12 protein-coding genes are annotated in these 13,123 nt (G+C 60.9%); 5 read left to right on the plus strand and 7 right to left on the minus strand.

Annotation, left to right across the window (positions count from 1 at the left end; translation table 11 throughout):
- Nucleotides 1-91: 91 nt before the first annotated feature.
- Genes purL through purS form a run of 3 tightly spaced genes read right to left on the minus strand, consistent with a single transcriptional unit; the run spans nt 92 to nt 3,407 of the window.
- Nucleotides 92-2,407 (minus strand): phosphoribosylformylglycinamidine synthase subunit PurL, encoded by a 2,316-nt coding sequence (gene purL / locus D3791_RS09850; RefSeq protein ID WP_022875420.1) that lies wholly within the window; start codon nt 2,405-2,407, stop codon nt 92-94.
- Nucleotides 2,404-3,156, minus strand: a complete 753-nt coding sequence (gene purQ, locus D3791_RS09855) for a phosphoribosylformylglycinamidine synthase subunit PurQ (protein ID WP_022875421.1) — start codon at nt 3,154-3,156, stop codon at nt 2,404-2,406. Before purQ ends, purL begins: the two co-directional genes overlap by 4 nt.
- Entirely contained in the window at nt 3,156-3,407 is a 252-nt protein-coding gene (gene purS / locus D3791_RS09860; protein ID WP_022875422.1) for a phosphoribosylformylglycinamidine synthase subunit PurS, read from the minus strand. The genes purQ and purS overlap by 1 nt, the downstream gene beginning before the upstream one ends.
- A 269-nt stretch (nt 3,408-3,676) precedes the next feature.
- Here purS and D3791_RS09865 point away from each other — a divergent pair, with 269 nt between their 5' ends.
- Nucleotides 3,677-4,039, plus strand: coding sequence for a YchJ family protein (locus D3791_RS09865; RefSeq protein ID WP_246241988.1), 363 nt, complete (start codon nt 3,677-3,679; stop codon nt 4,037-4,039).
- Nucleotides 4,040-4,042: 3 nt separating this feature from the next.
- Here the strand turns inward: D3791_RS09865 and D3791_RS09870 are convergent, their stop codons facing one another.
- Nucleotides 4,043-5,041 carry an ankyrin repeat domain-containing protein gene (locus D3791_RS09870; RefSeq protein WP_172512059.1) on the minus strand — a complete coding sequence of 333 codons (999 nt, stop codon included), beginning with the start codon at nt 5,039-5,041 and terminating at the stop codon, nt 4,043-4,045.
- A gap of 179 nt (nt 5,042-5,220) precedes the next feature.
- On the opposite strand from D3791_RS09870, the gene rlmD reads away from it, so the two are divergent.
- Nucleotides 5,221-6,351, plus strand: coding sequence for a 23S rRNA (uracil(1939)-C(5))-methyltransferase RlmD (gene rlmD, locus D3791_RS09875; protein WP_172512060.1), 1,131 nt, complete (start codon nt 5,221-5,223; stop codon nt 6,349-6,351).
- Here the strand turns inward: rlmD and D3791_RS09880 are convergent.
- Genes D3791_RS09880 through D3791_RS09890 form a run of 3 tightly spaced genes read right to left on the minus strand, consistent with a single transcriptional unit; the run spans nt 6,348 to nt 9,336 of the window.
- Nucleotides 6,348-7,925: a cation:proton antiporter gene (locus tag D3791_RS09880; RefSeq protein ID WP_172512061.1), complete on the minus strand. Its 1,578-nt coding sequence runs from the start codon at nt 7,923-7,925 to the stop codon at nt 6,348-6,350. The genes rlmD and D3791_RS09880 overlap by 4 nt on opposite strands.
- Nucleotides 7,926-7,975: 50 nt before the next feature.
- Nucleotides 7,976-8,404: a hypothetical protein gene (locus D3791_RS09885; RefSeq protein ID WP_172512062.1), complete on the minus strand. Its 429-nt coding sequence runs from the start codon at nt 8,402-8,404 to the stop codon at nt 7,976-7,978.
- 32 nt (nt 8,405-8,436) lie between these two features.
- Entirely contained in the window at nt 8,437-9,336 is a 900-nt protein-coding gene (locus D3791_RS09890) for a 3-methyladenine DNA glycosylase (protein WP_172512063.1), read from the minus strand.
- Between the two features lie 78 nt (nt 9,337-9,414).
- On the opposite strand from D3791_RS09890, the gene D3791_RS09895 reads away from it, so the two are divergent.
- The 3 genes from D3791_RS09895 to D3791_RS09905 all read left to right on the plus strand — a co-directional run bounded on the left by D3791_RS09895 (nt 9,415) and on the right by D3791_RS09905 (nt 12,990).
- Entirely contained in the window at nt 9,415-9,972 is a 558-nt protein-coding gene (locus tag D3791_RS09895) for a mycothiol transferase (RefSeq protein WP_022875429.1), read from the plus strand.
- Between the two features lie 313 nt (nt 9,973-10,285).
- Nucleotides 10,286-11,635 (plus strand): TIGR01777 family oxidoreductase, encoded by a 1,350-nt coding sequence (locus D3791_RS09900; RefSeq protein WP_172512064.1) that lies wholly within the window; start codon nt 10,286-10,288, stop codon nt 11,633-11,635.
- A 215-nt stretch (nt 11,636-11,850) separates the two neighbouring features.
- Nucleotides 11,851-12,990, plus strand: a complete 1,140-nt coding sequence (locus D3791_RS09905) for a ferrochelatase (RefSeq protein WP_172512065.1) — start codon at nt 11,851-11,853, stop codon at nt 12,988-12,990.
- The last annotated feature ends 133 nt before the right edge of the window (nt 12,991-13,123 follow it).

Here is a 13,123-nt window from a genome sequence, read left to right on the forward strand (position 1 = left end):
GTATCAACATTGCGGCCTGCCGCGCCAACGGGAAAGGCCCGCCTCCCCGCAAGGGGAGACGGGCCAATAAGGGGCAAACCGGCCAGCGGTTTTAGCCGAAGTACTTCTTCATGGTGCCTTCGTTAGCCTCGCGAAGCTCATCCACCGAGACGGTGAATTCGCCCTGGACTTCCAAGGAACCGGACTGCGCATCGACGATGCCCAAACGGGCCACGGTCACGCCGCGGGCGCTGGTCATGTCGTTGAAGCGGACCTCTTCGCTGCGTGGAACAGCAACCACGGCACGCGCCTGGGTTTCGGAGAACAAGGCGGTGAAGGAATCGATGCCGTCACGGTCCTTGATCTCATCCAGCGCAACGCGAGCACCCACGCCGAAGCGCAGCACCATCTCGGACAGGGCTGCAGCCAGGCCGCCTTCGGACAGGTCGTGAGCTGAATCGATCATGCCATCGCGGCTGGCGTTGATCAGGATCGCGCCCAGTTCCTTCTCCGCCGCCAGGTCGACTACCGGCGGTACGCCGCCGAGGTGGCCGCGCAGGTTGGCGAATTCCGAGCCATCCAGCTCGTCCTTGGTGGTGCCGATCAGGTAGATCGCCTGGCCGTCGGCCTCTTCGCGCCAGCCCGAAGGCGTGCGGCGAGCGACGTCGTCGAACTTGCCCAAGGTGGCAACCACTGGGGTCGGGTGGATCGGTTTGTCGCCGGTCTGGTTGTACAGCGATACGTTGCCGCCGGTAACCGGAACGCCCAGCTCCATGCAGGCATCGGACAAACCGCGGATGCCCTCGGCCAGCTGCCACATGACATCCGGGTTCTCCGGGGAACCGTAGTTCAGGCAGTCCGAAACCGCCGCAGGGATCGCACCGGAGGTGGCGACGTTGCGGTAGGACTCGGCCAGCGCCAGCTGGGCGCCGGCGTACGGATCCAGGAAGGTGTAGCGGCCGTTGGCATCGGTAGCGATGGCAACACCCAAACCGGTGGACTCATCGATGCGGACCACGCCGGAATCATCCGGGGCAGCCAGCGCGGTGTTGCCGCCGACGTAGCGGTCGTACTGGTTGGTGATCCAGGACTTGTCGCACATGTTCGGGCTGGCGATCAGCTCCAGCACGGCAGCCTTCAGCTCTTCCCCGGTCGCTGGCAGGTTCTTGCCGGCCTCCGAGGACTTGAAGGTGTCAGCCTGCAGGGCATCCTGCCACTCGGGGCGAGCGTAAGGGCGGTCGTAGACCGGGCCGTCGTGGGCGACGGTCTTCGGATCCACGTCCACGATGACTTCGCCATCCCAGGTGATGATCAAGCGGTCGGTGTCGGTGACCTCGCCCAGCCAGGAGTACTCCACGTTCCACTTGGCCATAACGGCCTCGAACGCTTCGATGTTCTCAGGGGTGACCACGGCCATCATGCGTTCCTGGGACTCCGACATCAGGATTTCGCCCGGGGTCAGGGTGGAGTCGCGCAGCAGCACGTTGGTCAGCTCGACCTGCATGCCGCCTTCGCCGTTGGAGGCCAGTTCCGAGGTGGCGCAGGAGATGCCTGCGGCGCCCAAGTCCTGGATGCCCTCGACCAACGAGGCTTTGAACAGTTCCAGGCAGCACTCGATGAGCACCTTCTCGGCAAATGGGTCGCCCACCTGCACGGCAGGGCGCTTGGAAGGCTTGGTGTCGTCGAAGGACTCGGAAGCCAGCACCGAAGCGCCGCCGATGCCATCGCCACCGGTGCGTGCACCGAAGAGCACGACCTTGTTGCCCACGCCCGAGGCGTTAGCCAGGCGCAGGTCTTCGTGGCGCAAGGCGCCAACAGCCAGCGCGTTGACCAGCGGGTTGCCCTGGTAGATCGGGTCGAAGACGGTTTCGCCGCCGATGTTCGGCAGGCCCAGCGAGTTGCCATAGCCGCCGATGCCCGAGACCACGCCGTGCACAACGCGCTGCGAGTCCTCGTGATCGATCGCGCCGAAGCGCAGCGGATCCATCACGGCGATCGGGCGGGCGCCCATGGAGATGATGTCGCGAACGATGCCGCCGATGCCGGTAGCAGCCCCCTGGTAAGGCTCAACGTAGGAAGGCGAGTTGTGCGACTCGATCTTGAAGGTCACGGCCCAGCCGTCGCCCAGGTCGGTGACACCGGCGTTTTCGCCCATGCCGACCATCAGGTCCTTCTTCATCTCATCGGTGACCTTCTGCCCGAACTGGCGCAGGTGGTTCTTGGTGGACTTGTACGAGCAGTGCTCGGACCACATCACCGAGTACATGGCCAATTCTGCAGCGGTCGGACGACGGCCGAGGATCTTCACGATCTCGGCGAATTCGTTGTCCTTCAGGCCCAGCTCTGCCCAAGGCAGTTCCACATCCGGGGTGCCGGCGGCGTTATCGACGGTGTCGATGTTGAATTCTTTGGTGGCTTCCTGGCTCACTTTTTTCCTCCGACAAGGTGGGTCAGAACACTGGTGAAGAAGGTCAGTCCGTCGGTGCCGCGGGCATCGGGGCCAAAGCCGACCTCAATGGCATGCTCCGGGTGAGGCATGAGGCCCACCACGTTGCCAGCCTTGTTGCTCACGCCAGCGATCGAACGGCGCGAACCATTCGGGTTCCAGCCCACGTAGGAGAACGCAATGCGGTTCTCGGCTTCGAGCTCATCCAGGGTCTTTTCGTCGGCCACGTACTGGCCGTCCTGGTTCTTGAGCACGATGGTGATTTCCTGGCCAGCCTCGAACCCATTGGTCCATGCGGTCTGGTTGTTCTCCACGCGCAGCAGCTGATCGCGGCAGATGAACTTCAGGTGGTCGTTCTTGATCATCGAACCGGGCAGCAGGTGCGACTCGGTGAGGATCTGGAAGCCATTGCAAATACCCAGGACCGGCAGCTTGGCATCGGAGTTCGCGGCGTCGGCGATCTTCGACATCATCGGCGCAAAGCGGGAGATCGCTCCGGCACGCAGGTAGTCGCCGTAGGAGAAGCCGCCGGGGATCACCACGGCGTCAACATCCTGCAGGTCGGTGTCGGCATGCCACAGGGACACGGCTTCGGCACCAGAAGCGCGGACGGCACGCGCGGCATCGCGGTCATCGAGGGTGCCCGGGAAGGTCACCACGCCGATGCGCGCTCCTGACAATTCATTCGTTGGCGTTGAGTAATCGCCAATCAGGGGGAGTTCGGTGCTCATTAGTCTTCGACTACCTCGACGTTGACGACATCTTCGATCACCGGGTTGGAAAGCAGGGTTTCTGCTGCCTCGCGAGCCTGGGCTAGGATTTCTTCGGTCACCTCGCCGTCCACGGTGAGTTCAAAGCGCTTGCCCTGGCGGACAGCTTCGAAGGAGGTGAAGCCTAGGCGGGGAAGTGCTCCCGCAATGGCCTTGCCCTGAGGGTCAAGGATTTCTGGCTTGAGCATGACATCTACAACGATGCGGGGCATCCGGCATATCTCCTGTTGGCGAGGTTAAGTTAAATGCCACACGGAGATGCCGTCTCACACCAGGGGGATTTGGCGCTCCGCGAGCTTGCCCTAACAGTCTACCCGTGAATGTGATGGGCCAGACGTGCCTGTGTGCCATAGCACCCGATATCGCTGGTTATAAGTCATGTGATCTTTGGCTCACGGGAGTCATGATGATCCGCAACGCGTATTCTGAAAGCGTGGAAAACTCTAGTCAAACACCGTGTTACTGCCGAGAACTGGATGCCGTGAAGCTGTCCTACCAGCAGTGCTGCCAGCCCTTTCATGACGGGCGCGCAGACCACTCGGTACTGCCGGAAACCGCAGAGCAGCTGATGCGTTCGCGCTACAGCGCTTTTGTGCTGGGCTTGGTGCCCTATTTGCTGGCTACCTGGCATGAAAGCACCCGGCCCAAAGAGCTGGAACTGGACCCGCAGATGCGTTGGATGGGCCTGGAAATCATCAAGACGCGCAGCGGTGGAGCGGAAGCGAATCGTGGCGTGGTGGAATTCGCGGCGCATTACCTCGAAGGGTCGTATGAAGCGCAGCAGCACGAGGTCAGCACCTTCGTGCGGGAAAACGGGGCCTGGTACTACCTGGACGTCCTCTAGGCCTTAGCGGTTGCTCGCGGCCTGAACCAGCATGTTGAGCATTTGCGTCTGCTGGCGATCGCGGGCCATCTTGAAGGCGTCGGCGCCGGTGCGGTCCTTGAGGCGCGGGTCCGCGCCGTTGGTGATGAGCATCTGCGCGATGTTCACCGAGCTGTTGGTGCCCTGGCCCAGGACGATCGTTTCATGCAGGGCGGTCCAGCCCAGATCATTGACGTGGTCGATATTGATATCGGTGCGCAGCAAGATGCGCACGGCAGCAACCTGCCCATTTTCGCTGGCTACCGTCAGTGCGCTGCCGCCCATGCGGTTGACCTCGTGGACATTGGCACCGTCCTTGATAAACGCCTGCAGCGCCCCGGTCAAGCCGTTGGCGCTGGCGCGCAGGAATGGGGATTCCTGGTACTCGTCCTTGACGTTGGGGTCAGCTCCGGCCTTAAGCAGTGTCTTGGCGATTTGCTCGTTTTTCACGATCACCGCGCGCATCAGCGGGGTCCGGCCAGCATCATCCTGGACGCTGAGATCGGCGCCGGACTTCAAGGACTTCTTGACGTCCTTGAGATTGCCGGATTCGATCGCGGCATAGAGTTTGCGGGACGCTGCCGGCAGTGCCGGGGCGGCTGGAGCCACGGCCTTCAGCGATGCGCCGGAGGCGGCCCCGGAGGCCAGCGGGGAGAGCGTGGAGGCTGACGTCGTAGCGCTCGGAGTGTTGCTGGGGGTGCTGCTCGTCGCCGGGGTGCTGCTCTGGACCGGGGATGAGGAAACGGGCGCAGAGGACTGGACCGTAGGCGTTGGAAGAGTTGAAGCTTGGGTTGCAGGTGCTTTTTGAGTGGCGGAAGCGGAAGCCTTGGGCGTAGTGCTTGCCGCAGGGCTGCTGCTCGGAGCTTCAAGGGCTTGGGGTGAGGAAGCTGCGCAACTAGTGCAGGCGCCGATGACGGCCGCCAACGGAAGCGCAATTAACGCGATGCCACGACGGTGCGTGGTGAGCCCGGTTCGAAGTGCCATCTGTCCTTTCGCGGTTTCAACACCCGATCCCCATGGCAATAAATGCTGACAAGGGATATTGCTTGGAACTTTCGATTTCAATTGTGAGCTTATCTGTTCAAGCTGAAAATTTGCGGTCAATCAGCGCCAAAAGTTCTTGGCGTTGGGGCCCAGAGAACTTCGCTAAAATCGTAGACACCATGGAATGCCTCTACTTTTCTGCCTCCCGCTGCCGTTCGTGCACGCAAATGACGCTTCCCTATGCCCGACAGCTGCAAGCAAAAGTTGAGGATTGCCAGCACCAGCTCTCCGGCTTTGGCTCGCTGAAATTCCTTCCGGCCCAAGCCAGCAACGAACAGGGCTTCCGCAACAAAGCCAAAATGGTGATCTCCGGAACCACCGAAGAACCAACCATCGGCATCCTCGACGCCGATGGGCACGGGGTGGATCTGCGCAATTGCGGCGTGATCGCTCCGGCGCTGCGCTCGCTGCTCCCGGTGATCGAACGCTTCATCAAGGAGCTGAAGCTCATCCCGTACAACGTGCCGAAGCGCAAGGGTGAACTCAAGCATGTGATCCTCACCATGTCCGATACCGGAGCGGTGATGGTGCGCTGGGTGCTGCGCACCAAAAAGCACTTTGTCGCCCTGCGCGACTCGCTGCCGCAGTTCCTTGAGCAACTGCCCCACCACAGCGTTGTCTCGGTGAATTTCCTGCCCGAGCACAAGGCAGTGCTGGAGGGCGAGGAAGAGATCATCCTGACTCGCCGCAGCACCTTGGAATTCGGGCTCAACGGCGTGCCGATGCACCTGCGCCCCCAGGGGTTCTTCCAGACCAATACGGAGATCGCCGCCGCGCTCTACCGCCAGGCGCGCCAATGGATCGACGATGTGAATCCGGAGAGCGTCTGGGATCTCTACAGCGGAGTGGGCGGCTTTGCCCTGCACTGCGCCGGCGAAGACCGCACCGTGTACGGGATCGAAACCAGCACCGAAGCCGTGGCTGCCGCCAAGACCAGCGCCGATTCGCTGGGCCTGCCAGACGCGCACTTTGTTGCCCAGGACGCCACCGAATTCGCGTTGAACGCAGGCTGGGCTCCGGACGCGGTGATCGTGAATCCACCGAGACGCGGTATTTCCGCCGAGCTTTCGAAGTGGCTGAATGAATCGGATATCCAGCACGTCATCTACTCCAGCTGCAACGCCAAATCCCTGGCCCGCGACCTTGAACGCCTCGGGAACTACACCCCGCAGGTGGCCCGCGTCATGGACATGTTCCCGCAGACCGATCACTACGAGGTCATCGTGAAGCTGGAGCGCAACGCCGCCTAGCGGTCCAGGGTTGCGGTGCGCCGGTCCAGGCGTCCGACAATCTCATCGACCAGATGCGGGTCGATATTCGGTTCGCGTCGGGCCTTGAGCAGCTCGTCGCGGGCCGCTTCCAGGGCGATAGCCTGGATGGAATCGGCCTTGGCGATCACGGCGCGGATCTGCGTGTATTTTTCATCGGAAATCGCATCGTGCGGATCCGGATCCTTGGCCAGGATCGAATGCAGGGAATTCATGCGTCGGCGTACTGCCTGCTGGTAATTCTCCGGAAGCTCCTGCAACTCCACATTCTTGCGCAACGCATTCATGGCCACCGCTTCGGCCCGGCGGGCCAGCGCGCGCCGAGCGCGCTTGGTGTCCTGCTCGTTGTTGCGCAGTTTCAGCACCCGCATCAGGTACGGCAGGGTCAAGCCCGGCACCACCAAGGTGCACAGCAGCACCGAGCAGGCCGCGACGACAACGAAGTTTCGTTCGGCAATGACGGTGCCGTCGGCGGTGACATGCGGCAGCGCCAAAGCCAGGGCCAGTGTTGCCAATCCGCGCATGCCGCACCAGGTCAGGACCAGCGAATCCTTGCGGGCCGGGATCTTCGCCTTGTTACGGTTCGGCAGGTAGTAGGTCGCCAGCATCCACAGGGCGCGCACCGCGATCACCACGAAGCAGATGGCGGCGATGCCCGGGATGTAGCCAATCAGGTTGCTTCCTTCTTCCTGGATCACCTGATTCATTTCGATGCCCATCAAGCCGAAGGCCAGACCGGTCGCCAACAGTTCCAGGACCTCCCAGAAGGCCTGTCGGGTCAAGCGCTCCGCCGAGTCCTGGGGACGGTCGCGGCGGACCATTTCCAGCGCGGTGACCACCACGGCGATCACGCCGGAGACGTGGACTTCTTCAGCGATCATGTACACCGCATACGGGGCCACAAGCGTGGCCGCGCAACGGGCGGCGAGGTTGGGAACAAAGCGGTTGAGCGCACCGATGACCCAACCCATGGCCAAGCCCAGGACCACGGCGCCAGCGGCGCCGATCAGGAACTGCGGGATGATTTCCAAGCCGACTTCGGAATTATTGACGGTCGCCTGGACCGCCAGCTGGAAGATCACGATGGCCATGGCGTCGTTGAACAGGCCTTCGGTTTCCAGCAGCGAGGTCAAACGCCGTGGCATATTCACCTTGGTGGCGATGGCGTCTACGGCCACCGGGTCAGGCGGCGCGACGATGGCGCCAAGGGCCAGCGCCAAGGGGATGGAGACGATGGGGGAGAAGGCCAACGCCGTGGCGGCGACCGTGCCGGCGGTGACCACGATGAGGACTACCGCAAGGCGGATCAGCGCTTTCCATCTGAATCGGAAGACCGACCAGCTGCTTCGCTGCGCGGTGGCAAAGAGCAGCGGCGGCAGGAAGATCGGCAGGATCAATTCTGGTTCGATATGCATTTCGGGCATGAACGGGAGGAAGCCCGCCAGCGTCGCGAAAATGAGCATCAGGATCGGATATGGCAACTTAATGCGTTCGCCGATGCCAACGATCAGAATGGTGGCGAATAGCAATCCGATGATCAGCAGGAAGAAATCCATAGTCTTCCAATTGTAGTTGATTTACCCAACTAAATTGATGATTGTTGCTCTCAAAGTCCGGAATTGAAAAGGAATTCCGCATCCTCCCACTGGCTTATGAAACAGCCATTAGAGCGGGAGAATTCACTGTCAATTGGCTGTCCATTGACCGTTCCAGAGACCTCGGCGCGCTGCGGTCCACCGTAGATTTCCGTGCACGCAGTCGCCGGATCGAGAGATGGTGCTGCAAGGCTTGGCTGCTGGTTCAGCCTTGCGCAGGCAGCGGCGGCATCGGGCAAGGTACTGGAATTCATTGCTTGTTCGCCAGAGCATTCCAAGGTGTACTGCGCGGACACTTTAGTGCCATCTGCCTTGATAATGATTTCCAGTTTTATCTCCGAGGGTGCCGGGCGTTGCGCCTCGCAGGAGGACACGGCAAATGCCAGCAGCAAGACGCAGCTGCCGGACACTGCCCGTCGATGAATATCAGTGATGCCCACAGGGACATTGTGCGTTGCGCCGTGGCTGAATACTAGTCTTTTGGTGCAAGCTGCAGGCTGTTGGCAACCTCCAGCAGCTTGAGGCGCAAATGATCCGCTCGCGACGCAAAACCCTTTTGCCTCCGGATGTATTCGGCTTTGCCGGAGGGAGTTTCAATCCGAATGGGTTCGTGGCCCCAATCGGCCAAATCATAGGGCGAGGCCTGCATGTCCATGGTGCGGATATCCCACGCGAGTTCGAAGCAATCCATCACCAAGCTGCTGGGGACAGCAGGGGACAGCTTATACGCCCATTTGTAGAGGTCCATGTTGGCATGCAAGCAACCGGGCTGTTCCAGATCGCGTTGTGTTTCGCGGGTGGGCTGCAGTTCATTGAGCTCAATAGCCTGCGGCGTGTAAAAGCGGAAGGCGTCAAAGTGCGTGCACCGGATCTTCTCGGACTCCACTACTGCGTCGGTTCCCTTGGCCCCGAGCCGCAAGGGCAGGTACTCATGCCGAATTCCGTTGTCTTCCGATTTATACGCCATCGCCCATTCATGCAGACCGAAGCAGGCGAAATTCCCCGGCCGCTGTGAAGTCCCGGCCAAGATCACGCGGGCAAATTCTATGGCGCGAGCTCGCGCCTGGGCGAAGGCCTGGACATCAAATTCATATCCCGTGCCCTGACCGGTTTCCACTGCGCGATAGAACTTCCACGTCGCTCGCTCTTGGGCCTCTTGGCCGGTGAGTACAACATTCAGCCCCGGGTGCCAGCGATAGAGCTGGCCTGGCTTTTGCGTGTAGTAGGTGAAAAGAAAATCCTCTATGGGATGCTTCCGACCTGTCATGCGACGTTCGACAAAGGGTTCTCCGAAGGCGCGCGCACGAGCCTCATGGCTGTGGGCCAGGGGCGTCCACTGGGAGGCTTCCAAAACGGCGGCGGTAACGGGCATACTTCTCATTATTCAATTCATCCGCCCAACAGACCACTTTGGTACCTCAACTCACATCTCATCCCTCAGGAGCTAGACATGGCAGACTTTCCCATCTGGGAACCACCAATCTTCGCCAGCGAGCAGGAACATCTGTTCGCCATGCTTGATCGCCTTCGAGCCACTTTCCGCTACAAAGCCGATGGTTTGAACCTGGAGCAGCTCAAAGCCCGGCTGCCCAGCAGCGAGCTGAGCATGGGCGGATTGCTGCAGCATCTGTCGACCGTGGAAGACGAGAAATTCAGCTATTTCATTGCGCGCGAGCGCCCAGAGGTTTTGCTCGAATTCCTGGAGCAGGACAAGAATCCTTTTATCGTCCAAGACGATGAAGACCCTCGGGCACTGTATGAACGCTACGACAAGGCGGTAGCAAAGAGCCGGCTGATCCAGCAGCAGATTATTGACGATGGCACGCTGGATACTGCCTCGGGGCTGGGATTCGAGGGGCAACAACCCTCGGTGCGCAGGATTATCTGCGACCTGATTGAAGAGTATGGACGGCATACCGGCCATTCGGATCTGATCCGAGAAGCGATCGATGGGCGCGTTGGCGAAGATCCCCCGCAGGACTTCCTCCCAATGTGGTTCAAGGGCTAAGGGCCGCGCCACGCACGGGCCCCTTGCCGGGTAGCCCTGCGAGGCTGGGCCATTGAGGGGGGCGAGCAGGACGGGCAAGGGCATGGCGATGCCCAGTGAGGCCGGGTTGATATTGTAGGTGCTGGCCAGAAGACTGAAGGAAAGCGGGAGTTCTCGGATCGCTACGCGCCTTGCGGGGCGTTTCTGAAAACCGCCAGCCTGGCCGCGTACGTGGTGCTGCATCATGCAGCCGGCCCGGAGGAAAGCTGGGAGTATCCCGTGCTGCCGAGGCCTGTGCTGGGTCAGGCCGGAAAATGAATCCTATGATGAGCGCATGATCATTGAACGTTCCAGCCAACTGCCGGCAGATCCTTCCTCTGTCTTCGATTGGTTCTCCCGGCCAGGTGCCATTGTCCGCCTTCTTCCCCCTTGGCTGCCTCTGAAACCCCTTCGCGAGGCGGCGTCACTTGAGGATGGGACTGCCGTGTTGGGAATTCCCGGAGGTTTGAGGTGGATTGCGAAACACCAGCCCCTCGAGTTCTCCGAAAATCGCCGCTTTGTCGACCAGCTGGAGCCCGAAGGCCTTCGCGGCTTGCCGACCCGGCCGATTAAGTGGAAGCATGAGCACCTTTTTGAGCCTGCAGGAACAGGTGCGACTACGGTCAGCGACCGCATCGAATCGAATGTGCCGCGGCGCCGGATCGAGCAGATGCTCGCTTATCGCCATCGGCAATTGGCAGCGGATTTTGCCGCCCACCGCAGCGCGGCTGAAGCCGGGCTGGCTCCTCAGGTAATTGCCGTGACTGGATCCAGCGGCCTGGTTGGCGAGGCGTTGTGCGCCTTCTTGTCCACAGGTGGCCATCGCGTCATCAAGCTGGTGAGACGTGCGCCGGCATCGCCAGATGAGCGCCGCTGGGATCCGGATAATCCGGCGGAGGATCTGCTGGAGGGATGCGATGCCGTCATCCATCTGGCTGGAGCCAGCATTTTCGGCCGGTTCACCCAAGAGCACCGGCAGGCCGTGCTCAAGAGTCGCATCGGGCCAACACGCTCCTTGGCTCTGCTCGCGTCGCGATCCGGGGTATCCACATTTGTCAGCGCTTCGGCGATAGGAATCTATGGAGCCAGCACCGGTCCAGAGGCCGTCGAAGAGTCCAATGACCCGCCAGCCCAAGCCAGCGACTTTCTTGTTGAAGTGGTCCAGAGCTGGGAAGAGGCGGCGCGCGCAGCGGGGCCCGATCTTCGCAGCGTCCAAATCAGAACCGGCGTCGTGCTCACGCCCAAAGGCGGCATGCTGGCGGTGCTGCGTCCTCTTTTCGCCGCCGGTGTCGGGGGAAAGGTGGGCAGCGGACAGCAGCGTTTGTCGTGGATTGGACTAGATGATCTGCTGGATATCTACCTTCGGGCTCTGTGGGATGGCCAATTGTCTGGTCCAGTCAATGCCGTGGCACCGCATATGGCGAGCAACGCTGAATTCACCAACGCGCTGGCACATGCGCTCAAGCGCCCGGCTTTTATTCCAGTTCCGGAGGCCGCGCCCAAAGTCCTGCTTGGGTCCGAGGGTGCCCGGTTGCTTGCCCTGGCAGACCAGTGGGTTATTCCTCGCAAGCTGCTCGACGCGGGCCATGTCTTCCGCAACGAGCGCATCGAAGCTGAATTGGCCCATAGCTTGGGCGCAAGCTAGGCGTTATCAGAGAAGAGTCGATGGCAATTTGAGCGGAAGACTGGCTGCACCGGGACGGTGATTTCCAGTGAAAGTGCCGTGTGCTGTTTCCTTAAGGAAATGATTTATGTAGTTTAGCTAACTAGTTGCTAAGCTATATATCTCATGATGCTGTTGGCGGTTGGTCCCTGCGGGGAATCTGCCGGCGCAGCAGTGGTTCGATAGGAAAGCAGTAGATGAAAACGACAAATAGTGATCCGCTGGCTCCCTTCGACGCGGTAGTTCTTATGTCCTTCGGAGGGCCCGAGAAGCCTGCAGACGTTCTTCCATTTCTGCAAAATGTCACTCGCGGAAGGGGGATTCCGGACGAGAGATTGGAAGAGGTCGGAGAACATTACTACATGTTCGGAGGCAAGTCGCCGATCAACGAGCAGAACCAGAGATTGTTGAGAGCACTTCAGCGTGAGTTCGAATCCCGGGGGATCGCAGTGCCCCTGCTATGGGGAAACCGCAACTGGCACCCGTATCTGACCGACGTGGTCCGCAAGCAAGCGCGGGAGCATGGCGCTCGCAAGTACTTGGCCATCGACACCTCGGCATATTCCTCATATTCCTCTTGCCGGCAGTATAGGGAAGACTTCGCCGCTGCCGTGTCCACTTTAGACGCCGAAGGGTTATCGGTGGAATTCGACAAGATCAGGCAGTACTACAACCATCCGGGATTCGCGAAAGCCCAATTGGACTGCGTGCGCCGTGGCCTTGCCGAACTTGCGATGAGGGCAGGAAGCCTCGATGGGAAGCGCCACAAAATCCTCTACGTTACCCACTCGATTCCAACTTCCATGCAGGAATCTTCACAGCGATTCACGCCAGGATACGCAGAGCAGCACGAGGAGCTGATTGCGTGGATCAGTGGCCAGCTGAATGAATCGGAACAGCTGGACGCGGAGCTTGTGTACTGCTCTAGGTCAGGGTCCCCGGCCACGCCATGGCTGGAACCCGATATCAACGACCGCTTGCGAGAGCTATCGCGCTCCGGGGTTGAGGCGGTGCTAGCAGTTCCGCTCGGGTTCGTATCAGACCATATGGAGGTCAAATACGATCTGGATACCGAGGCGGCCCAAACGGCGCGCGAGGAGGGGCTCACGTTTCTGCGAGCTGAAAGCCTTGGCGTCTCGCCGATTTTTGCCAGCGGCTTAGTGGATCTCGCCATCGAACGGGCGGCGCAGGTCCGTGGAGAACAAGTGGAATCGCAGGTTATTTCCGGCAGTAGGCCGCTGGGGCCGGGCAGCGGCGCCTGCTCGATGAACTGCTGCGAAGGGCCCAAGAGCAAACGAGCCCTTCCCGCGTGGGCTACCGGAAGCATCCCTGGGTAGCGCTGCCGCTGGACGGGCGCTGCGCGCGATGGCGCACGGCAAAGTCCGACAGCCATCTGCTTAAACGCCGCACCCCGCTGGTCTCGGAAGCGAGACCAGCGGGGTGCGGCTGACGACAGACCGTTAGGCCTTT

This window comes from Glutamicibacter mishrai (assembly GCF_012221945.1).
GTDB lineage: Bacteria > Actinomycetota > Actinomycetes > Actinomycetales > Micrococcaceae > Glutamicibacter > Glutamicibacter mishrai.